Genomic DNA, 21,771 nt, shown 5'->3' with positions numbered 1-21,771 from the left:
AATGCATTAACATTAACTTATCATAACCATAAAAATCTGTCCCCTTTGCTACTACTCCCTACTCCCTACTACCTACTCCCTACTCCCTACTCCCTTCTCCCTACTCCCTACTCCCTACTCACTACTCCCTACTCCCTACTCCCTACTCCCTACTCCCTACTCCCTACTCCCTACTCCCTACTCCCTACTCCCTAAAACCCAGTAAAAAGTCCCTCAACCAATTGAGCACTGCTATAAATAAAAGTAATCCTAAAGAGGTAATCCCATCCCATGATCACAGGAAATTATGAACTGGCTGAACAGCGGGTAATTTGCAACAATGTCAGTTGGCATATCTTTGAACAATTACTCACAGAATTAGGAGAAGACCGCTCCACTCGCTTGGCTTACGATGACGGAACATTAGAAATTATGACTCCCTTAGGCCCCCATGAAAATAATAACCGCTTTATTGAACGCTTGATTGGTGCGATCGCTGATGAATTAAATCTAACTATCAAAACCTTTGGCTCCTTGACTCTTAAGCGAGAAACACGGTTAAAAGGTGCAGAACCTGACTCCTGTTACTATCTCCAAAATGAGCCATTGGTAAGACATAAGCAAACCATTAATTTAGATCATGACCCACCGCCTGATTTAGTCTTAGAAGTCGATATCACCAGTGGTTATTTAGATAAGCGTCCTATTTATGCAGCGCTTGGTGTCCCTGAATTTTGGCGTTATAATGGACAAAAATTAGATTTTTTTGTGCTACAACAACCGATTTTAATTTATAATCAAGTAAATCAGAGTCCAACCTTCCCTTGGATGCCTTTGAATGCTATTCCTAGGTTTATTAACCAAAGTTTAGTCGATGGCGAAACAGCAACATTACGGGCGTTTAGGGCTTGGGTTAGAAAACAAAATAATTTGGATTGAAGTTTTATAGTAGTTATCAATTGGGTGAGGTATACAATTTCTGGATTTTAGGGAACAGGGAACAGGGAACAGGGAGCAGGGAGCAGGGAGCAGGGGGAAGAAAATTGTAAGCATTCAGCTATCAGCTATCAGCCGTCAGCTATCAGCTAATGCGCTACTTGAGGTGCTACACCGAACAGCTTTTGAATAAAACAAGTAAGCATTGGTTTAATCTCTGTTACGTCAGCACCTCAAGTAGCGTGAGCCATTCCCTTAGCCTGGCTATTCCCGTAGCCTAGCCTTTGGCCTTTGGCCTTGGCTGACGGCTGACGGCTGACGGCTGAATGCTTACAGAAAATTGAATGTACCTGATCAGGATAATAAACGCTAGACTATTAGCAATTAACATTCAAAAAATAAGCATAAAAAAAATACTATAACTTGAAATTACAACAAATAAATTATAATAAATTTATGTTCAATAATTTTTGATAATAAAAACAACTCTGATATCTTTCCTACTATTCCCGATTCCCGATTCCCGATTCCCGATTCCCTGTTCCCTACTCCCTACTCCCTACTCCCTACTCCCTACTCCCTACTCCCTACTCCCTACTCCCTACTCCCTAAAAAAATGACTAAAAACTTGATTCCCCAAAGTGAAGCTCCTGCCTCTCCTAAAGAAACGCTACCTAGCATGTATGACCTGCCAAGTGAGAATCCGGAGGAACCTGGTTTGCCAGACGAATTTCACGATTTACAACCAGAATTATTAAGTCGCACCTTTCGTTGTCAGTATTACCCTTCTGAGGAAGTATTTATTGGTAAAGATTTAAATCTTTACTATGATGTGCGCCATCCTCAATGGTATAAACGCCCGGATTGGTTTTTAGTGGTAGGAGTTCCCCGTTTATACGAAGGCACTGATATTAGATCTAGCTATGTAATTTGGCAAGAAGGAGTTAATCCCTTTATAATTGTAGAATTGCTATCACCGACAACTGCAAAAGACGACTTGGGGGATAACCTAGAGCAAGAATCTCAAGCATCTATAAGAGTTGATGGAAATAGTGATAAGATTCAACCACAAGATAGTAATAAAACTAGTAATAGTAGCAGTGAGCTTACCCATCAAACTATTCCTTCCAAGTGGGAAGTCTATCAGCAACGATTACGGGTACCTTATTATCTCGTGTTTAGTCGCTATACCAACCAAATTCGGTTTTTCAAATTAATCGGAGCTGGTTACCAAGAGCAAGGAATTTTAGCTGACCCACCCCAGATTTGGATTCCAGAACTAGACATAGGTGTGGGCTTGTGGTGGGGAGATTATGCTGGCATAACTCGTAATTGGTTACGCTGGTGTGATGGTTCTGGAAATTGGCTTCTGACTGATACAGAACAGGAACGGGAAGCAAAAGAACAAGCCCAGCAACAAGTGAAACAAATTATAGTCAATCTGTTGCAATCAGGGATGGATGTTGAACAAGTTGCTAATATCACTGGAGTTGATCGGGAGGAAATTAGATCATGTTCAGATAATCAGTTATAAAAACATAGCTTCCTTCTGCTAGGGAATCGGGAATCGGGAATCGGGAATCGGGAATCGGGAATAAGGATATAATTATAACTATGGCGTTGCTTAATAATGGAAGGATTTTAAGAGTTTTGTGGAATGGGCATCAGGCGTGGAACTGGCATCTTGTGTAGAACTGGCATCTTGTGTAGAACTGGCATCTTGTGTAGAACTGGCATCTTGTGTAGAACTGGCATCTTGTGTAGAACTGGCATCTTGCCAGTTTCCTCCTTATTTTCGCGCGGGCAGGATGCCCACTCTACTCCTATTCATTCGAAGACTGACGCAACGCCCCAACTATTGCCAGAAATTACCGGATTTTAGGCAATAGCGACATTATTAATCAGCCAAGCTGCATACTGTTCGTTGACATGCTGTGTACTTAGTACCACAAATTCAGGGGTATCGTAGGGATGATAATTAGTTACAGTCTGCTCTGCTTTAGAGATCAGCTCCGTAGTTGTTTTGATTACTAGCAGCACTTCAGAAGAGGACTCAACCTCACCCTCCCACCAATAAACTGAAGAGATCCCGGGAATAATGTTCACACATGCTGCCTCTCTACGCTGGAGAAGCTGATTAGACAGATCATGGGCAACAGCATTATCAGGACAGGTGACAAGGATTAAAACAATGTTCATGCTTTTGCTCAATTTTTTTTGACCCGGGAATATATTAAACCAGATTCCGCACTTTAAAATGTTTTACACAGAAAACGGTTAAAATTAATGTTTTATACAGAAAACCCTTAGAATTATGACGTTGCTGAATTAGAGTATGAATGGGCGATCGTCTCGTTTTGGTGGGGTGCATCCTGCCTGCCGGAAAATTGTAACGGGCAAGATGCCCATTCCACGCTTAATGCCCATTCCACGCTTGATGTCCATTCCACGCTTGATGTCCATTCCACGCTTGATGTCCATTCCACGCTTGATGTCCATTACACGCTTAATACACATTTAACATTTAATGCACATTTTACGCCTGATGCCCATTCCACGCCTGATGCCCATTCCACAAAACTCTTAAAATCATTCCATGATTAAGTAAGGCCGAAAAAGTTAAAGGAGTTAAGGATGGAAACCAGAGCCTTAGGGACTTCGGAGGTAAAAATCACCCCGATTATCATGGGCACTTGGCAGGCCGGTAAATCTAGGTGGGTAGGCATTGAAGATGCTGAGACCATAAAAGGGCTGCGAGCAGGATTTGAGGCGGGGATAACTACGGTTGATACTGCAGAACTTTACGGGAAGGGTCACTCGGAACAAATTGTTGGTCAGGCTCTAGCAGAGGTACGCGACCAACTGGTTTATGCTACCAAAGTGTGTGCTAATCATCTTAAATATGACCAGGTGATCGAGGCTTGTGAGGGTTCCTTAAAAAATCTGAAGACAGATTATATCGACCTCTACCAGATTCACTGGCCTTCTGGCACCTTGGGAAGTGAGGTAGTGCCAATTGAGGAAACCATGAGCGCTCTCAATACGTTGAAAGAGCAAGGCAAAATTCGGGCAATTGGAGTCTCCAATTTTTCCCGCAGCCAGTTAGCAGAAGCTTCTCAGTACGGACGAATTGATAGCCTGCAGCCTCCCTACTCTCTGTTTTGGCGTCAGGTGGAGCAAGATGCTATGCCTTTCTGTGTAGAGCACAATATCTCGATTATTGGCTATTCTTCCTTAGCTCAGGGATTATTAACTGGCAAGTTTGATCCAGAGCACAAGTTTGAAGAAGGGGATCATCGCAGCAAAAATAAGTTGTTCAACGGTGATAACTATCAACGAGCACAGCAAGCATTAGCTCAGCTACGACCAATTGCAGAGCGTCATCAGTGTACCCTGGCTCAGTTGTCTCTGGCATGGTTGATGTCTCAGCCACAAACTAATGCGATCGCAGGATTCCGAAATAGTGCCCAAGCTATTGACAATGCTCAAGCTTTTGACGTTAAGCTGTCTGCTGATGAGCTACAAGAAATTGATCAGATTGGACGGCTGGTTACAGACCATTTAGATGATAATCCAGTGATGTGGGGTCTTTCAGGGACTGCTTAAACCTGACTTCTTGACGTCAGCGGTCAGTGGTCAGCGGTCAACTTATTTTATTCAAAAGCTCTCTTAGCCTGGCTTACTGCCAATGGCTGTTCGCGTAGCGTGCGCGTAGCGCATAAGCTGATTGCTGAAAGCTGATTGCTGAAAGCTGATTGCTGAAAGCTGATTGCTGAAAGCTGATTGCTTACTGTTAGTAACCAAAACCATTTCCCAGATAGTTGTTTAGGCTATCTGGGGATTAAAGGTAATTAACGACGATAACCCAAGTTGATCAATTTAGGCTATCGAGTGATCAATCCTCCTTTGCTTCTTTAACTAACTTGGTTATCGCTTCGATAATTGTTTTAGAGTAAACGGTTAAGGCAATGACTGCAGCCACTGCTGTTCCACCTTGGATCAGGGGGATAAGTGGAGCGCCAGGAGGTGTATCGGGAGTTGATGCACCTGTTGATGTATTAACAACCTGGCTAACCTCCACATTGAAATGGGGATTTTGATGTGATATCATAGGGAGTTAGCGGCCCTAGAAGAGCCGAGGTAGTTTGTATTCGTTGTTAGAAGGACAGCAGCCAGAAACGGCCTGCGAAACTGATTCTGGCTGAGTCTTTCTAGTATGAAAATCTGCAACTAGTCCACCTATATGGCAACCAGGCAAAACACAGCCAATCACACAGATACACGGTGGTACACATAGCAATGACTACGAGCATTGAAGGCTAAAACACTCCTCCACTTCCCTAAGTTATAGATTTACAACTTTGAGATATTTATGATAATGGTTCCTATAATTATATAACGTAAATGGTGATAATCTCACCTAGGGGTGTGTTGGCGTAGCCTTCTAGAAGGGTAGAAGAGTTATTGGTATGACTCACTGGCTTTTGAAGAATACCTCTTACATCGACCATTTCCAGATTTGGAGCATTACCAAGCGCTGCCAATCAGAATAATGAGTCGATTGTTAGATCCAATCAGACTACAAAAAATCTGAAATGCCAAGCTTTTGGGTATAGCTATATAAAGCTTACCAGTAAAAATACTATTGTGTCAAGTCTGATTGGATCTTACATTAATCATAAATGATGACTTGCTGTAATGTCAACACAATTCCTTCACATTCTCGGGATTAAAATTAAAGTTGTTGTAAATTTTGACCATTGGTAGTGATCAACAAGTAGTGATTTGGCTACAGTCTGGTCAAAGTAACAGGAGCTAAAATCACTACTTGTGTACCACTACCTGACCATTAAGGGGTGAGAGGGTGCATCTAACTTTATTTTGCCAAGATACTCCGATGGAAGCATAAAACACAACTCTTGTTCCCTGAATTATAGATTTAAAACTTTGAGATGCTCCCCTTACTTAGAACCTGTTGATAGCAACCCCTGCAGCTCAAATGCTGGCACATTAGCCAGTTCCTTCGGTTCTAATTTATACATCGCTCCACCATAAACTCTCCCTTCAGCAACCATAGCTTTCCCAGTAATCTGGTTAAGCGCTTCTATCAGCAATTTGTCCAAGTTGGGATTTTGGTTTATGGCGTTTTCCAAATCTGGCTTGGGGTAGAGAATAAGATATGAGTTGGTAACAATTGCTTTTGATTGGTTTAGAATAAATATAAAGGGCTTTTTCCCTTGTTTATCTGAACGTTGTAATCAATTTACTGATAGTTAATAGCTGATAACTGAATAATTACAGATAGAGAAAATTAACATTTTCATCAATTAGATAGTTAATACTCATTACCTTGTTCCCTAGCTTTTCTTATTGCTCTTAATTGGCGCACTTTCTCAGAAACAGGAGGCGGATTGAGTCGTTGCTGCTCCCTCATAGTGTGACCATGAAAGAGCCAGTTTTTCATATATTCGCTCACAGCGTTTTGATTTTGCAGGTAATACAGGATAGTAGCGTAGACTTGTTCTAGAGTTAATGATGTATAAGCTTGAGCAATTTCTTCTGGCGTTTTATGACAGTCTAGATAGTCATATAATATGGTTTCAATACCAATTCTTGTTCCTTTGAGGCGAATGTCAGTAGGAGCAAGAAAGTTGAAATAGTCTGTTAAAGCTTGATTTGACATGATCATTAGGTCAATAAACTAGTAAGTTTTATTGTAAACAGAAGTCTTTAGGTTATTGATGTGTAAACCCCGACAGTGACGTAGGGTGCGTTAGGGAAGGGCTCGCCCTCATTTTCTCCATAGCCAGCGTTAGGTTGCTGCCCGTAACGCACCACGGTGTCTACCTGTTTACGACTATCCCTACGGCGAATAACCTTCAAGATTATTTCCACATAATCGCTCCAACAACTCCCTAGGAATAGCATCGAAATTTTCTAACAAAAAATCCATCAGGGCAAGATGTGCAACATTTAACCTGTACAAACCTACTCATCAGCAGGAATGACCTGTATAGCACCAGATGAAAACCTGGTGGTTGTTGCCGACAAAGCGCGAATCATTATGTTTCGCGCGCCATTCCAATCCCGTGGTAACGAGAAACCACATTTTGGGCATTGAAATTTTTTGTTACCGCCTAATTTTTCGTGAATTTGACCACATTCTGGACAAGTCTTACTTGTGTAAGATTCATTAACTAAGACCACTCTCACGTCATTTCGATCAGCCATTTGTATTAAATGTTGACGAAACTTATAGTGACTCCAAGTGAGCATGTTACGAGCTGTTTTCTTATTTAATCTCCTGGCTGACTTCACTACCATTTGAGAGGTCTCAAATGTCGGAATAAAAATCAGCTTGTAGTTATTAACAAGAAAAGAAGCTGACTTGTTGTGGCAGTCTTTGATCAAATCTTGGATTTTTTGGCGTAACCGATGGGAAGCTTTCCTCATTGCTCGTCTCTGACGTTTGGCAGAGCTTAAGTCAATACGACTCATCAAACGATCTAACTGTTGACAAAGTCTTTGGATTCTACCAATATCACCAGTCCCTATTTCGAGATAACTGAAGCCATCAAATCCAGTCAAGAAAGTCCTAATCCCTGGGTCTAAAGCTATCACCTTGTCAACAGTCGTAGGAGTCGGCTCAATGTATTCAGGAAAAATACCATACCATTTTCCCTTTATCCACACTAGCTGGGTCCCGTAAATACATTGATCAGGAAAGCCTTGAGGTGAACGGAAAGACAAGCCTTTTACCTTTCTTAGGTACCAAGAACCTTTCTTGAAGTTTCCCGCTTTGAATTTGATTACCTGACTTGTTTCTCGACAAGACTTAAATTTAGCAAAACCTCCATTAGCTTTGGCTTGTTTTGACGCATCAATTGCATCGGCAACAGCTTCTTGTAATTGATGTCCGGGTAGGGTTTTTACCCACTCTGGTCTATCAGAGTTTCTAGCCAGTTTTTGTAGATCATAAGCACTACCAACATAGCCATTTTTGATAGTAGCGATAGACCAGTTGTAGATCCACCTGTATGCATTAAGCCAAGTTTTCCAAATCTTGTGAAGCTCTTTACAAGGAAACACCCTGATTTTATTGACACTGTTTGGTGTCAATTTCATCGTCTGGTTCCGAGATTTTGTCTTGTACCGCTTGCGTGACTTGCTTTTGAGATTTTCCGAGTCCGTAAAGCCTAGCAGAGAAACAGTGGAGGCAGGACAAGATATCTTCGACAAGCTCTTGTTCTGGGGACAGCTTGCGTTCATTGAGAACCACGAGTTTGACCTTACCTTTTTGGAACAACCATTCAAGTAATGGAAACCCAAATCTGACTGCTCTGTCTGGATAGGCAACGACAAATGCTGAGATATCAGACGAGTATATTCGCTCCAATATTTTGAGAAATTTGCGCCGCCTAAAATTGAGTCGTGATCCAACTTCTGAAACAATTTCAGCGTAGTGGTATTTTGACCGTAAAAATTGAGCTTGTCTGTCGAGGTCATCTCGTTGGGAATGGGTAGAGACCCGTGCATAACCGATAACGGGCTTACTTTTCGGGTCTTTTCCTTCAATGCAGAACCTGCTCTGATTGCCTTGGGTTCTAATACTGTCGAGCCTTCCGTCTTTGTCCCATCGTCATTGAGTTGTGATCGAGACGCCGTAATATTCGGCTGCCTCTTTTGGGGTGACATATTTTTTAGTCTTAATACTTGATAAATCTATAGTAAAACCTTTGTAAAGGTATGACAAGGTTTGATAAGATTAAATGCTAATAGTTACACCTCGTAAGACGTCAGCAGCAGGAGCTTTATAGCGGTTAGTGCCAGCAAACCAGCTGTTAACTGTTGCGATGGAGCGGGAGCAGATTAATGCTATGTCTTCTCGACTAACCTCCCATTTCGACATGAATTCCTTTGGTGTCATGGCTAGTTGCCAGTTACTGTACAGTTGAATCAGGATTCTGTCTAAGTCAGTTAGAGGACGAGGATAGGATTGTGGGCGGCTGGGTTTCTTCCCTGCTAGTTGTGCCATGCGGTCTAAGTATCGCTGGTAATAGATAGCATGATCAGTTGAGCGTTTTTTTGCCATCATGGAATTAGCTCCAATGTACTTGGGGAATAAGCCGCGCTCTTGTAATGATGCTCTCAAGCGCGGCTTTTTGTCCGATAATCATATCGAAACACCAGACATTTTTATTATTACTAATACAAACAAACTTGTCAATATTTTTTTTGATTTATTTACAGTATTTAACAAATAAATAATTTTACTGTTGGCAATTTTAACGATTAGCTATTTACGAAATTTATGGAGCAGTAATTTAATCAAGTTCAATCAAGTAATATAGCATTTTTTTAATAGCTGAAGAAAACAATATTGTTTCCCTGTTGCCTTTTGCCTACTCCCTACTCCCTACTCCCTACTCCCTACTCCCTACTCCCTACTCCCTACTCCCTACTCCCTACTCCCTACTCCCTACTCCCTACTCCCTACTCCCTAACAATACATTTCGCCTCCAAAACCACCAATCCCTTAGTTTCAAAAACCGAACAGGATGCCATCACTTCTTCCAAAGCAGGTTTTATCCCTTGTTCAAGTTGTTGAATAGCATTATTAGCTGCTGGCTGATACTGCTTCAACCACTTGCGATCTTTAATAGCATCAGCCTTTAACTCAATTGGGTTTAGTACCCAAAAATCAATATCATACTTTTTAATAAACTCCTTAACAACGGAGAGATTAGCACTATATTGAGCATCAATTAAGTCTAGAGTTCGTTGTCGAAATTTCTGATAATATCCGACGTGGTAAGGAATAGCATATTCACTCGCTACCAAAACCGAACGCTGAGCAAAGGTGGGGATATTATTCATCTCTGGAGACAGAGAAGCAATTAAGCTATCTTTCGGTTGTTGTTGAAAAAAATTATACAAGGATGGAGTATCCCCGACTTTATAAGCAGTAATGGGAAAATCATCCACAAAACTAGGATATAATACTAATGCTGCTGCAATTATCGTAGTAGTTGCTATCGCGATAACTTTAGGTATAGAAAAAGTTCTAGAAAAACCGCTTTGACTACACTGGCTTGCCCACTTAAATACGCTATCAATCAGAATGATAAAAACTATGCCAGCACTTAGCACCATGATCACTCTCAGACTATGTTGAGTATAGCGACTAGGAAGATGCAATTTAAATAGCAAAATATGAGCAGCAACAAACATCCCGAGAGACGCTAGCGCCATCTGGAGCAAAAGGGTAATTTCTTTACTGATCTGCTTTACTAAGGGAAATTTATTGGGAAATAAGGGCAAGAGCAGCAGTAAAAATCCCGCTGCATTAGTAGCTGGAGTAAGAATCGAAGTCAGACGAATTCCGCTTCTGCCTTTTAACCAAAACTTAGCGGGATCATCGTCATAAAAAAAACGCGATCGCCCCCCTGGAAAAAACTCTGGTAACTGTCTGGCTTCAGCGACAGAAATCACTGGACCAAACTCATTGGTTTTGAGAGCATAGGGCAGCATCACCAAAAAGGCTACTATCAAACCGGCCAAACACAACCAACGTCGCTCTTGGGATAACCCTAACTTACCATTGCGCCATTCAAATAGTCGTAAAACTAAGGTACCGGAAGAGATAAAGACTAACTGGGGATAGAATAGACCTTGGAGTGCGATCGCACCCAAACAAAACCACAATGACCCCCGCACTAGGTAATACATAAACCCCAACAATAGGGGATAGACAAACGCCTTCGGTGTTCCAGACACCACCGTATCAGTCATACCCAACGCTTGAGACAGCAACAGGGTAGCACTAAAGGCAGCTGCCGGTACTGGCAACAATTCCAGACATACCCAAAAGCAATAGCTAGCGCTAACCAGATTCAACACTACCGGTAAGAGTTTGTTAAATAGCAATGGATTAACACCCAATGCTGCTATCACTCGATAGACTGTAGTGTAGCCAGCTGGAGCAACCGTTTGAAAGTAATCAGCAATTAAGTCTTTAGGAAACAGCTCTGGATCAAGAAATCGCATCATCCAAAATATATGTTGTCGTGCATCATCTTGGACAATATACTCACCGCTGAAGGCTTCCCGTAGTGCGAGCAGACTATACACTACCGTAAAGGTTAGGCTGAGGCTAAACCAAAAGATAACTTGAGGAGTAAATCGTTTGTTACAAGGAGTTGTTAGGAATCTGTGAATACGGAGAATCATTTAGTAAAGGGAGTAGGGAGTAGGGAGTAGGGAGTAGGGAGTAGGGAGTAGGGAGTAGGGAGTAGGGAATCGATAATAGGGAGTCTGGAATCGGGAATCGGGAAAAAATCTTGTGTATTTAATTACTATGAGAAACGCTATATAAGTGGTTCTGGGGGGGCGACATGCAAGCTGAAATCCTTACTGGGTAATAATTTCAGTCCATAAGTTACTTCAGGTGCGCTCTTACTTGGCGAATTAAATTCGCCACGGGTCGCACCTAAAATATACATGCTGTTTTGGGCACGACCTTGGACATAGTTATAAGGGTTTGAGCTTCCATAATATGAATCGAGGGTCAATTTCCGACTGTATCAAGCCATAGCTCATTGGCCTCAAAGGCTTATATAGTCAGCTTTTTAGGGCGCATGTCGCCCCCTCAGATAAGTGGTTTCTGCTTTCAAGCTTGCCCACTCCCTCTGTTTTTGTCAATCCTCTCTATGCCATTGGGATGAAATGCTTTGAGAAGCAGCAAATTACAAAACTAGTTGTGGTACTCATATCGGAGGAATTAGATTCAAGTAATACTACGTTTTTTGCCAATAGTGCTGAAAAAATTAGCAAAAATCTCTACCTCACGGAAAATGCGTGTGATCTCCTCTCACTATACAATTCTCGTCATAGGTGGCTGAAATCTAATTGCTTCACAGCTATTCGAGCGTCTTTATTTCAGTGTTGTAGAGTTCGTCTAATTCACGTTAACAATAATAGTTTATTCCCTATTTAGGCAATGACAATCAATAATACCAATTCCAAAAATGCATCTTTCGATCTCATTATTTGTGGATTAGCTTTCCAGTTTATTCCGTTATTAATTTGTGTATTAACTTTATTGATTTGTGAAGGTTTTTCATTACCATTTCCTAGATTTTTAATTTCTTTAACTATATTAACAATAGGATATGGATATATACCTCTTCTCAAAGGATGCCGTCTATATAGTTACGACAAGGGATATCCAAGTAAGTGGGGATGGTTCGGATTATTAAGTATTTTGGGATTATCAGTCCTATTACTTTTGCCCGACAAGAGAACTAATTTTTATTCAGAAAACTCATTGGGGAAAAACTCAATAAATTTCCCCTTCAATAAGCTTAATATTACTGAATTTTGCTTATATTGGTTTATAGCTTTTCCAGTTTTATTATCGGTCATATTATTAATAATATTTATTATTATAGATATTGTATTGTTTTTATTGGTGAATTGGAATTGCTTTGGGATTTTCGAAAATGCCAATTTTGACATGGTATTTATTCTAATATTAGAGTGTTTAACCGGATTTTTTTTATTTAAACATCTCCAAAAATTTGGATTTAATTTTGATAATTTTGGCATTTTTAAACCAAAAAGTATTAATCTAAAACTAATTTTATTTATAGTATTTTTTAACTATATATTTGCTTGGAACTGTCATTCGTTGAATTTATATTATCTTTCTTTAATTGTTCCAGATTATGTTTTTGAAAAATTAATTAATAAATCAGAATTTACAAATACTATCGGGATACTTTCTTTTAGCTTTTCGACGATTGTTTTTGCTCCGTTATTTGAAGAGCTGATTTTTCGTGGTATAATCTTGCAGAATTGGGCAATAAAATGGGGTATTCAAGCTGGAATATTAACCTCATCTTTATTATTTGCGATTTGCCATTTGAATTTGAATATTGTACCATTGTTCATTTTAGGAACTATATATTGTGTTCTATACTTTAAAACTGGCAAATTAATAGTACCAATCATTTGTCATAGTCTTCACAATACTATTGTGACAATTTCTATGATTGGACAATACTATAGTATATCAAACGGTGAATTAATTTCGATAAACGATTATCAAGCTTCAATGGAACCATTATTAGGCCAAAAAGCAATTGTAGCAGCTATATCGTTTGCCGTTATCATGGTATTTTTATATCGAAATTTTCCTAAACAAGATGACATCCTTCCCTACTATAGAAATCCTAAGTGATTGATTAAAATTCTAAGGAATCCAACGGGTTAAATTCACCTGTGCTGTTTGGATTAGCGCTACCACCATCCATAAACAGGCATCTTGGTGGAACGGGCATCTTGCCCGTTTCATTTCCGGACGGACTATCCCAACCCTGGCCACGAGGCGAAACATAAGAGCAAGTCCGCCCCTAATACCGAGTTGCATTCAAAGATAGTAGATGGGGAGATGGGGAGATGGGGAGATGGGGAGATGGGGAGATGGGGAGATGGGGAGATTGGGGGCAGATAAAGTTGTACCTTTGATCGCAACTTAGTATAACACACCCTACTTCAACTTTTGGTGGTGCGTTACGGGGCGGACTATCCCAGCCCTGGCCACGAGGTGAAACATCAGGGCAAGTCCGCCCCTAACACACCCTACTTCAACCTTGGCCTTTGGCCACGCTACGCGAACAACCTTGGCCTATTGGCCACGCTACGCGAACAACCTGCTAACTTTCAACCTGCTAACCTCCAACCGCTTAACCTTCAAAAAAAAATCCCCCCAATCGGGGGGTAGTGCATCAAAACTTTGTTAAGAAAACTGTGGCGAAAACTAATTAATCAAATACACGATTACAAACAGAACAATCCACACCACATCAACGAAGTGCCAGTAGAGTTCTGCGGCTTCTACACCAAAATGCTCTTCACTGGAGTAGTGCTTTGAATTTAGCGATCGCATTAATACTAACATAATTAACCCGAGTCCGCAAGTAACATGAAGACCATGGAAACCAGTTAAGGCAAAGAAAGAACTGGTAAATAAGTTAGTAGTCAGACCAAAGTCTACATGAGTGTACTCATAGACTTGTCCTCCTAAGAACATCGCACCCATCAGAGCAGTGATTCCAAACCAGAGTCGCAAACCAGAGACATCATTCTTCTTAATAGCACTCTGGCCCCGGTGCATGACGAAACTACTAGTAATCAGGATAATGGTGTTAATTGTTGGCACCAATAACTCTAATTCTGTACCCTCTGGAGGCCAAGCTGGCATGGTCGCTTTATAAATTAAAAAAGCGGCAAACATTCCCAAGAAGGTCATACTATCAGCAGCCAGAAACACCACCAAACCAAACATCCGAAAATCCGGATGCTCCTCGTGATGTACCTCTGCCGCCTCAACCTCATGATGATAGTTGAGGCTAGTTTTAGACGGATCAATCGTTGAGCCTTGCATAAATTCCTTTGAATTAATCTTCTTCAGCTGACATTTGTGCCTGTTGAGCTTCGATTATGGTAAGTTAGGAGGTTGAAGGTTAGCAGGTTGAAGGTTGAAGGTTAACAGGTTGTTCGCCCTTGGCGTTCCCGTAGGGTAGGTTAACAGGTTGTTCGCCCTTGGCGTTCCCGTAGGGTAGGTTAACAGGTTGTTCGCCCTTGGCGTTCCCGTAGGGTAGGTTAACAGGTTGTTCGCGTAGCGTGGCCAAACAACCTTCAACCAAACAACCTTCAACCTTCAACCAAAACAAACCTTCAACCAAACAACCTTCAACCAAACAACCTTCAACCCACACTTACCCAACATCTCCTTTAACTTCAACCAGCAACTCCTCGACCTGTTTATCGGTGTCAACACTATAACTGTCGATACCGTATTCGTAAGGACCGGACCACAAAATGGGTTCCTCGTCAAAGTTCTCAATAGCAGGAGGAGAGGTAGTTTGCCACTCTAATGTCAGAGCTCTCCAAGGATTGCGACCAGCGATTTTACCACGGTTCACACTCCAGAGGATGTTAATCACAAAGGGTATGGTAGAAACCGCTAGAAGATAGGAGCCAATAGTGCAGATCATGTTGAGGCTTTGAAACTGGGGGTCATACATAGCAACCCGACGGTTCATACCCAATAGACCTAGCTCATGCATCGGCAAAAAGGTCATATTTAGACCAATGAAGGTCAACACAAAGTGAATGCGTCCTAAGGTTTCGTTGACCATTCGCCCGGTCATTTTGGGGAACCAGTGATAAACTGCGCCAAATAATCCGAGCACACTACCACCAAATAGAACGTAGTGGAAGTGAGCCACAATGAAATAAGTGTCATGGACATGAACATCAAAGGGAACGGAAGCGAGCATGACACCGCTGAGACCCCCAATCAAAAATGCCGAGATAAAGCCCATACCAAAGAGCATGGCACTATTTAAGCTGATTTTTCCGCCCCAAATCGTTGCCACCCAGCTAAACACCTTAATCCCTGTGGGCACAGCAATCAGCATGGTGGCAGCCATAAAGAACATCCGCAACCAACCAGGAGTGCCACTAGTGAACATATGGTGCGCCCAGACAATTAGTCCTAGGAAACAAATCAACATACTGGAGTATGCGATCGCACGATAGCCAAAAACCGGCTTACGGGCATGTACCGGTAGGATTTCGGAGATTACCCCAAAGAACGGTAGCACCATGATGTACACCGCTGGGTGGGAGTAAAACCAGAACATGTGCTGGTAGACAATTGGGTCTCCTCCCCCAGCCGGGTTAAAGAAATTGGTGCCAGCAATTAAATCAAAGGACAGGAAAATTAACGCTGCTGCTAGGACTGGAGTACCAATCAACACTAGGATTGAGGTTCCTAACATTGCCCAGCAAAACAGAGGCATATCATGAATAGTCATGGTAGGTGTGCGCATCTTCACAATAGTGGTGAAGAAGTTAAGCGCCCCTAGCACTGAGGAAGTCCCGATCACCAGGATGCTCACAATCCAAATTTCTTCACCCACCTGAGAACTAATCAAGCTCAAAGGGGGGTAAGAGGTCCAACCGGCTTCGGGAGCACCTACGAAAAAACTACTCATTAACAGCAAACCCCCCACAGCATTCATCCAGAATGCCACCGCATTCAGCTTGGGGAATGCCATATCCTTTGCCCCAATCATCAAGGGAATCAGATAGTTAGCAAAAGCTGCACCAGCCGGAATAATCCATAGGAACAACATAATTGTTCCGTGCATGGTGAACACTCGGTTGTAGGTTAAAGGGCTCAATAAATCCGGGTCTGGGGTGGCCAACTCAGTGCGAATTAATCCAGCTAATGCGCCACCGATGAAATAGAACACAAATGAAGTGACCAGGTATTGAATCCCAATCACTTTATGGTCGGTATTGAAGGTAAAGTAATCTTGCCAACGCCGCTCATGTTCTTCAACATGACCAGCATCTTTGACAGATTCCGGTTTTTCTAATTGCGTCGTCATGGGATAGTGGAGGTGTGATGAACTAAAAGGATAGGCAAGAGGCAATAGGCAAGAGAATGAAGAATGAAGAATGAAGAATGAAGAATGGAGAATGGAGAATGGAGAATGAACTAATTCTAAATTCTTAATTCTAAATTCTTAATTCTAAATTCTTAATTCTAAATTCTTAATTCTAAATTCTTAATTCTTAAATGAACTTATTGGATAATTCCAGGATGATGGTGAGAGTGGTCTAGGTGTTGGAGAGTTTGGGAATCAATACCCATTTCAGAGGCATAGGGAGCCAAGAACTCACCCTCTGACATGGTCGTAGGATTAACAGCCACCGCTTTTTCCATGGTGTCTGCACTAGCGAATTGATTTTCCTGAACCCAGGCTTGATACTCTTCCGGTGTTTCAACGATTAACCTGGTTTTCATTCCTCCATGGTAGGACCCGCAGAGTTCAGCACAGATGATCGGGTAATCACCCACTTTAGTTGCTGTAAACCCTAGTTGACTAATCCGACCTGGGATAGCATCTTGCTTAATCCGAAACTCTGGCAACCAGAAGGCGTGGATCACATCGTTAGCTTCGATATTCAGCTTAACCGGTTGTCCAACTGGGACATGCATTTCCCCAGACATAACACCGGTTTGAGGGTAGGTGAAAATCCAGGCATACTGCATACCAGCGACATTAACCTCTAGGGGTTCACCTTGACCTTCTTGTCCTGGAGGCGCTCCAATACCTAGGGCAACTGTGCCTTGACCTGGAGCCATAGCAATCAGACTTTCATTCCCCTGTTGTCCAGATGGTGACATCTGATGATTGTGGGCAATCTCCTGGCGATGGTGGTCATGAGAAGCCATCGGATCCAGACCTCCCATAGAGTTGTAGACCTCAAAGCTATAGACAGCTAGGACAAAGACAATCACCGTCGGGATTGCGGTCCAAAGCATCTCTAGGGGAATATTGCCATGGGTCGATGGCCCATCGGTTTGGTCATTTTTTTGTCTACGAAATTTGATGACTATTAGGATAAGTGCCCCTTGGATGAGGAGAAATAGACCAGTGGAAATGGTCATCATCAGGTTGAACAGACCATCTACATCACCAGCTTCTGAGGAGGCGGCTACTGGCAAAAGTCCATGATTCTGACCGTACCAGAGACTAATCAGGGTTATGAAAATGCCAGCAATAAGGGTTGAAATTTGGCTTGGAATGTTCACGAGATTAGGGTTGAATACTTATATCAACAAAACTAACAGGGATTATCAAGGCAGGCGAGGCACGAACCGATTTAGTGTCCTAGAATGTCAGGGCATGGCTATATTTTTAAGGAAAATCAGCCTTCTGGTGAGCTACTCCGCCCATAGTGTCCACATTACAGACAACAATTCTGATGGCCTGCTAGCAGTGACGGGCGTGAGTAGAGGATAATAGAGCAAGCCAAGCTTGCTCTATTAACTACGGTAAAGCAGCTAAACAATTGATTGGGTCACACCTAGAGATTTTTAGACTTTTTTTTAGGATCACTGGCACAGCACCCGAAAAATTTCAACAAAACTTAAGATTTTATTCAATAAAACTTAACATAGCTAAAAAAAATATAAAAAAGTAAATCAATAGTAAATCATTGAGTCCAAGTAACTGTGACCCTTTAGGGCAGGGGAATAGCAATCTGAAAAATCTCTAAAGCTTCAGAAATTAAGGAAAAGGCTGGTTACAGTGGTATAGGAATAGAGATGATCTTTGAGATTGGCAATCTTCTACCAACGAAAATGAGCCACTACTCGGGATTTGATTAACTTAGTTTGCATTTTCCTATTGCAGATGGCTATAGCTCAATCGGCTCTTGATCAGAATCAGAATGATGTAACCTCCAACAACCTGACCCAGCCTCAGGCCAGGATTCGGAGCTTGGTGTGGAAAATTGCGATCGCTACCTTGCTGTTGATGGCAGTAGGCAGTGCTACCAGGGTGATGAATGCTGGTCTGGCTTGCCCAGACTGGCCTTTATGCTATGGTCAGCTGGTGCCAAGCCAGCAGATGAATTTGCAAGTATTTTTAGAGTGGTTTCACCGCCTTGATGCTGCCTTGATTGGTATTAGTGCGATCGCTCTCGCTAGCTTATCTTGGTGGCATCGGCGGGATTTACCCAACTGGCTGCCCTGGATATCCACATTTGCTCTAGGGCTAATTATTTTTCAAGGAGTCCTGGGGGGACTGACGGTTACAGAACTGCTCCGGTTTGATATCGTCACTGCTCATCTAGGAACAGCACTGCTATTTTTCTCAACTCTAATCGTGATTGGTACACTGCTGACCCCCTATCAAGGGACAGGTTCAGTTGGGAAGTTACCTTGGCTGAGCTTAACCGCAGTGATTTTTGTTTATCTACAAAGTCTATTAGGTGGACTAGTCGCTTCCCGCTGGGCAGTGCATCAGTGTTTTGGCGGTACACAGCTGTGTACCGTGATGAATAGCCATATTGCTGGTGTGGTGCCAGCGACCGTAGCAACTGTCGCCGTCGTGGTGATAGCATCCCGGACACCAGCCCTACATCCAGTACTGCGAAAGTTAGCTAATCTCGCTGCTAGCTTGGTAGTTTTACAGATACTCCTCGGTGTTGCTACCTTCCGGTTAAGGCTACAAGTGGAACTACTAACTATCTGCCATCAAGCAGTGGGAGCAGCATTATTAGGAGTACTGGTAGGGTTTACAGTCTTCGCTTTACGTGACCGCGCAAGTGTGGAGTGTCAAAGTCAGTATGAAGTATGAAGTGTGAAGGATTAAGTGTGACGTATCCAGTGTGATAGCTGGCAAGTAAACTATCAAGTCCGGTTTTATAAGTTGTAGATCAGCTAAATAGAATCGGAAGATTGAGCCGCTAGGGGATCCCATCTTGAAACTATGATCTGGGGACCGTTATCTACTTGTTGGTCTAATTTTCGGTCTACTTGTTGGTCTACTTGTTGTTGCTAACGATGCTATAGGTGCGCTCTTACCATTAAGAATTAAATTCGCCACGGGTCGCACCTCTGGAAAAGATTAGACCATAAGAAGTATACCATGAATTGGTTGCTCAACAACCCCTATGTTGTTATCTTTCAAACTTCACCCTTGGTCCTTCATCCTTAATGCTTCCTCCTACCCTACGGGAACCCTAAGGACGAACATGCTTAACACTTGAGACTTTTTAGAGAAGGAATTGGTGAATTGAATGCTTGGGACTAGTTTAACCCGTCAACATGAAAACATAAGAGAGGTTATTCAAAGTTACTATCAACTAACAAAGCCTCGAATTATTCCACTACTATTAATTACGACAGCAGCAGGGATGTGGTTGGCATCCGATGGACAAGTCGATCCCATATTATTGCTAGTTACCCTGGTCGGTGGGACTTTGGCCGCAGCATCTGCCCAAGTACTTAACTGCATCTATGACCGTGATATCGACTATGAAATGTTGCGCACCCGCCACCGTCCCATTCCCTCTGGGAAAGTGCAGCCTCGTGATGCTTTGCTGTTTGCGATCGCATTAGCAATACTCTCGTTCACCCTGCTAACAGTCTTCGCTAACCTCCTTAGTGCCTTACTAGCGCTATCTGGCATTATCTTCTATATGCTCATATACACTCATATCCTCAAGCGCCACACTGCCCAAAACATCGTCATTGGTGGTGCAGCAGGAGCAATTCCAGCGCTAGTGGGTTGGGCTGCGGTGACAGGAGAATTGAGTTGGGCCCCTTGGTTACTATTTATCATCGTGTTCTTGTGGACACCCCCTCACTTCTGGGCGTTAGCGTTAATGATTCACGAGGATTACGCCAAAGTTGGGATACCGATGTTACCGGTAGTAGCCGGTGAAGAGGTTACTGTTCGTCAAATTTGGTATTACACCTTATTAGTCGTCCCCACCTCCCTATTGTTGATCTATCCTTTAGGAGAATCGGGCGTCGTTTATGGAATAGTTGCTATTCTTTTGGGCAGTATTTTTATCAAAAAAGCATGGTTGCTCCTTAAGGAACCTACAGACAATCAACTTGCCCGGTCTATGTTTAAGTACTCAATTCTCTACATGATGTTATTGTGTACCGGTATCGTAGTAGATAGCTTACCGATGACCAGGGAAATTACTGCAACTGTGGCAGAAAATTCCCTAGTTTTGATTCAAGCAATTTCCACAGTATTGGAGCAGGTAAGTATTAATTTAGTCTAGGGTGTTTGCTGGTAAGCATTTAGCTATCAGTTATCAGCTAATGGCTACCTTACAGGCTAGAAGCCTGTTCCACCGCTAAGGGAAGGGCTGATAGCTTAATACTTACGTTTAATGTTACTTACAATAGGGTTGGTGAATTAGCTCAGAGCTGTAACAATTCGCCAACCCTATTGATATTTATACTCTAGGGATCCTAAATCAAGTGTGATAATTTTTGATCCGAATTTCCCTACTCCCTACTCCCTACTCCCTACTCCCTACTCCCTACTCCCTACTCCCTACTCCCTACTCCCTACTCCCTACTCCCTACTTAGGTCCGTAGTAAAAAGCAATCTCTTTGTCTTTAAGAGGGGTAAAATCAGCATCGAGCAGCATTTGATTGAGTTCTGCTTGAGGGATATGCTTCGCTCCAATCCGCACAATTCTCGATCTCATGGTATTGCTAACACCGCTCCGTTGCCGTTGAGCTTCCAACCCCATCACTTGAGTGTAAAGGTCTAACTTAGCTTTGGGGATTGGGGAGCCATCTAAATCAATTCCCTTTGCGATCGCGTCATCAACCGCATCAGCACCTGTAGTGTTCTTAGTCTGGGAATTAGTTTCGGTAGACATGGTAAGCTCATATTTATACATACGACAGTATTTTACAAGGTGTCGGTTTCCTTAACAAAGAGTGAAATTAGATTCAAAAGTCCCTCTTATTAAGGGCAGGGCGATTTCATTCTGGCAAAAACATAGATGGGTACCCACCCCTAACCTCCAGGAGGCAGGGCTGTTTCATTCTTGCCAAAAATAGTTTGAATGGCAATTGCTATATTCCCTGCCTCCCTTAATAATTCCTGTTCCATAAAAAACCATAATTGTGTACTTAATAAAATCGCACGCTATATGTTCTCCCGCAATCTCGCCTTTATCATCGGCATCAACAACTACCAAAACGGCATTTCTCCCCTGAACACCGCCGTAAACGATGCCAAAAAACTAGGCGTTGCTGATTATGGGTATGGTTTCGCCCCCCTAGCCCCCCAATTCTGGTAGGGCTGTTTCATTCTCTAGAAAATAGATGGGGAGATGGGGAGATGGGGAGATGGGGAGAAAAGGAGCGCGAATAGTCGGAATTTTGGCCAAATTTATCTAACCCTCCTCGAAGGCCGAATCACGAATTGTTAGTCATTGGAGTTGCTTCCT

At 42.4% G+C, this 21,771-nt stretch carries 28 protein-coding genes; 11 read left to right on the top strand and 17 right to left on the bottom strand.

The annotated features are described in order from the left end of the window. The 5 genes from F6K51_RS28790 to F6K51_RS28770 form a co-directional block, all read left to right on the top strand. A partial coding sequence (locus F6K51_RS28790) for a hypothetical protein (protein ID WP_293026566.1) occupies positions 1–195 on the top strand: 195 nt, incomplete at its 5' end. Between the two features lie 75 nt (positions 196–270). Then, entirely contained in the window at positions 271–918 is a 648-nt protein-coding gene (locus tag F6K51_RS28785; protein ID WP_293026564.1) for a Uma2 family endonuclease, read from the top strand. Positions 919–1,385: 467 nt separating this feature from the next. After that, on the top strand, positions 1,386–1,535 hold the full coding sequence (locus tag F6K51_RS28780; RefSeq protein ID WP_293026562.1) for a hypothetical protein: 150 nt from the start codon (positions 1,386–1,388) through the stop codon (positions 1,533–1,535). Next, on the top strand, positions 1,532–2,449 hold the full coding sequence (locus F6K51_RS28775; RefSeq protein WP_293026560.1) for a Uma2 family endonuclease: 918 nt from the start codon (positions 1,532–1,534) through the stop codon (positions 2,447–2,449). Before F6K51_RS28780 ends, F6K51_RS28775 begins: the two co-directional genes overlap by 4 nt. A 118-nt stretch (positions 2,450–2,567) precedes the next feature. Next, positions 2,568–2,804 (top strand): hypothetical protein, encoded by a 237-nt coding sequence (locus tag F6K51_RS28770; protein ID WP_293026558.1) that lies wholly within the window; start codon positions 2,568–2,570, stop codon positions 2,802–2,804. On the opposite strand, the gene cutA is transcribed toward F6K51_RS28770, so the two are convergent. Together cutA and F6K51_RS28760 are read right to left on the bottom strand one after the other, a co-directional pair. Continuing rightward, positions 2,794–3,114: a divalent-cation tolerance protein CutA gene (cutA, locus tag F6K51_RS28765; protein ID WP_293026556.1), complete on the bottom strand. Its 321-nt coding sequence runs from the start codon at positions 3,112–3,114 to the stop codon at positions 2,794–2,796. The genes F6K51_RS28770 and cutA overlap by 11 nt on opposite strands. Before the next feature lie 113 nt (positions 3,115–3,227). Next, positions 3,228–3,401, bottom strand: coding sequence for a hypothetical protein (locus tag F6K51_RS28760; RefSeq protein WP_293026554.1), 174 nt, complete (start codon positions 3,399–3,401; stop codon positions 3,228–3,230). Between the two features lie 148 nt (positions 3,402–3,549). Between F6K51_RS28760 and F6K51_RS28755 the strand changes: the two genes are divergently transcribed. Beyond that, the gene (locus tag F6K51_RS28755) at positions 3,550–4,521 is read left to right on the top strand and encodes an aldo/keto reductase (RefSeq protein WP_293026552.1); all 972 of its coding nucleotides are present in this window, start codon (positions 3,550–3,552) and stop codon (positions 4,519–4,521) included. A 63-nt stretch (positions 4,522–4,584) separates the two neighbouring features. Here F6K51_RS28755 and F6K51_RS28750 read toward each other — a convergent pair whose 3' ends face one another. The 9 genes from F6K51_RS28750 to F6K51_RS28710 form a co-directional block, all read right to left on the bottom strand. After that, positions 4,585–4,725 carry a hypothetical protein gene (locus F6K51_RS28750; RefSeq protein ID WP_293026550.1) on the bottom strand — a complete coding sequence of 47 codons (141 nt, stop codon included), beginning with the start codon at positions 4,723–4,725 and terminating at the stop codon, positions 4,585–4,587. Between the two features lie 85 nt (positions 4,726–4,810). Next, positions 4,811–5,026: a hypothetical protein gene (locus tag F6K51_RS28745; protein ID WP_293026548.1), complete on the bottom strand. Its 216-nt coding sequence runs from the start codon at positions 5,024–5,026 to the stop codon at positions 4,811–4,813. Positions 5,027–5,876: 850 nt separating this feature from the next. Beyond that, the gene (locus F6K51_RS28740; RefSeq protein WP_293026546.1) at positions 5,877–6,068 is read right to left on the bottom strand and encodes a hypothetical protein; all 192 of its coding nucleotides are present in this window, start codon (positions 6,066–6,068) and stop codon (positions 5,877–5,879) included. 182 nt (positions 6,069–6,250) lie between these two features. Further along, positions 6,251–6,598, bottom strand: a complete 348-nt coding sequence (locus F6K51_RS28735) for a DUF433 domain-containing protein (protein WP_293026544.1) — start codon at positions 6,596–6,598, stop codon at positions 6,251–6,253. A gap of 47 nt (positions 6,599–6,645) precedes the next feature. Then, positions 6,646–6,810: a hypothetical protein gene (locus tag F6K51_RS28730; RefSeq protein ID WP_293026543.1), complete on the bottom strand. Its 165-nt coding sequence runs from the start codon at positions 6,808–6,810 to the stop codon at positions 6,646–6,648. 93 nt (positions 6,811–6,903) lie between these two features. After that, a complete protein-coding gene (locus tag F6K51_RS28725) occupies positions 6,904–8,040 on the bottom strand; it encodes a transposase (RefSeq protein ID WP_293026541.1) in 1,137 nt (378 codons plus the stop codon). Beyond that, a complete protein-coding gene (locus F6K51_RS28720) occupies positions 8,012–8,524 on the bottom strand; it encodes an IS607 family transposase (RefSeq protein ID WP_293026568.1) in 513 nt (170 codons plus the stop codon). The genes F6K51_RS28725 and F6K51_RS28720 overlap by 29 nt, the downstream gene beginning before the upstream one ends. A 156-nt stretch (positions 8,525–8,680) precedes the next feature. After that, positions 8,681–9,010 (bottom strand): hypothetical protein, encoded by a 330-nt coding sequence (locus F6K51_RS28715; RefSeq protein WP_293026539.1) that lies wholly within the window; start codon positions 9,008–9,010, stop codon positions 8,681–8,683. 398 nt (positions 9,011–9,408) lie between these two features. Further along, positions 9,409–11,145 (bottom strand): hypothetical protein, encoded by a 1,737-nt coding sequence (locus tag F6K51_RS28710; protein ID WP_293026538.1) that lies wholly within the window; start codon positions 11,143–11,145, stop codon positions 9,409–9,411. Between the two features lie 769 nt (positions 11,146–11,914). Here F6K51_RS28710 and F6K51_RS28705 point away from each other — a divergent pair. Beyond that, positions 11,915–13,156 carry a type II CAAX endopeptidase family protein gene (locus tag F6K51_RS28705; protein ID WP_293026536.1) on the top strand — a complete coding sequence of 414 codons (1,242 nt, stop codon included), beginning with the start codon at positions 11,915–11,917 and terminating at the stop codon, positions 13,154–13,156. Positions 13,157–13,168: 12 nt separating this feature from the next. Here F6K51_RS28705 and F6K51_RS28700 read toward each other — a convergent pair whose 3' ends face one another. After that, the gene (locus tag F6K51_RS28700; RefSeq protein ID WP_293026534.1) at positions 13,169–13,312 is read right to left on the bottom strand and encodes a hypothetical protein; all 144 of its coding nucleotides are present in this window, start codon (positions 13,310–13,312) and stop codon (positions 13,169–13,171) included. Positions 13,313–13,483: 171 nt separating this feature from the next. On the opposite strand from F6K51_RS28700, the gene F6K51_RS28695 reads away from it, so the two are divergent. Continuing rightward, positions 13,484–13,699: a hypothetical protein gene (locus F6K51_RS28695; RefSeq protein ID WP_293026532.1), complete on the top strand. Its 216-nt coding sequence runs from the start codon at positions 13,484–13,486 to the stop codon at positions 13,697–13,699. Positions 13,700–13,735: 36 nt separating this feature from the next. On the opposite strand, the gene F6K51_RS28690 is transcribed toward F6K51_RS28695, so the two are convergent. The 4 genes from F6K51_RS28690 to F6K51_RS28675 form a co-directional block, all read right to left on the bottom strand. Then, on the bottom strand, positions 13,736–14,362 hold the full coding sequence (locus F6K51_RS28690; protein ID WP_293026530.1) for a heme-copper oxidase subunit III: 627 nt from the start codon (positions 14,360–14,362) through the stop codon (positions 13,736–13,738). Positions 14,363–14,441: 79 nt separating this feature from the next. After that, positions 14,442–14,696, bottom strand: a complete 255-nt coding sequence (locus tag F6K51_RS28685; protein ID WP_293026528.1) for a hypothetical protein — start codon at positions 14,694–14,696, stop codon at positions 14,442–14,444. Then, on the bottom strand, positions 14,697–16,379 hold the full coding sequence (gene ctaD / locus F6K51_RS28680; protein WP_293026526.1) for a cytochrome c oxidase subunit I: 1,683 nt from the start codon (positions 16,377–16,379) through the stop codon (positions 14,697–14,699). Between the two features lie 197 nt (positions 16,380–16,576). Continuing rightward, the gene (locus F6K51_RS28675; protein ID WP_293026524.1) at positions 16,577–17,590 is read right to left on the bottom strand and encodes a cytochrome c oxidase subunit II; all 1,014 of its coding nucleotides are present in this window, start codon (positions 17,588–17,590) and stop codon (positions 16,577–16,579) included. Between the two features lie 604 nt (positions 17,591–18,194). Between F6K51_RS28675 and F6K51_RS28670 the strand changes: the two genes are divergently transcribed. Further along, entirely contained in the window at positions 18,195–19,142 is a 948-nt protein-coding gene (locus F6K51_RS28670) for a heme A synthase (protein ID WP_293026522.1), read from the top strand. 442 nt (positions 19,143–19,584) lie between these two features. Next, positions 19,585–20,583, top strand: a complete 999-nt coding sequence (locus tag F6K51_RS28665; protein WP_293026520.1) for a heme o synthase — start codon at positions 19,585–19,587, stop codon at positions 20,581–20,583. Positions 20,584–20,889: 306 nt separating this feature from the next. On the opposite strand, the gene F6K51_RS28660 is transcribed toward F6K51_RS28665, so the two are convergent. Continuing rightward, the gene (locus tag F6K51_RS28660; protein WP_293026518.1) at positions 20,890–21,195 is read right to left on the bottom strand and encodes a DUF4090 family protein; all 306 of its coding nucleotides are present in this window, start codon (positions 21,193–21,195) and stop codon (positions 20,890–20,892) included. A gap of 189 nt (positions 21,196–21,384) precedes the next feature. On the opposite strand from F6K51_RS28660, the gene F6K51_RS28655 reads away from it, so the two are divergent. Further along, positions 21,385–21,621, top strand: coding sequence for a hypothetical protein (locus tag F6K51_RS28655; RefSeq protein ID WP_293026515.1), 237 nt, complete (start codon positions 21,385–21,387; stop codon positions 21,619–21,621). The last annotated feature ends 150 nt before the right edge of the window (positions 21,622–21,771 follow it).

This window comes from Moorena sp. SIO3I8, from assembly GCF_010692325.1.
In the GTDB taxonomy this organism is placed as follows: Bacteria; Cyanobacteriota; Cyanobacteriia; order Cyanobacteriales; family Coleofasciculaceae; genus Moorena.
This window is presented reverse-complemented; position numbering and strand designations above follow the sequence as displayed.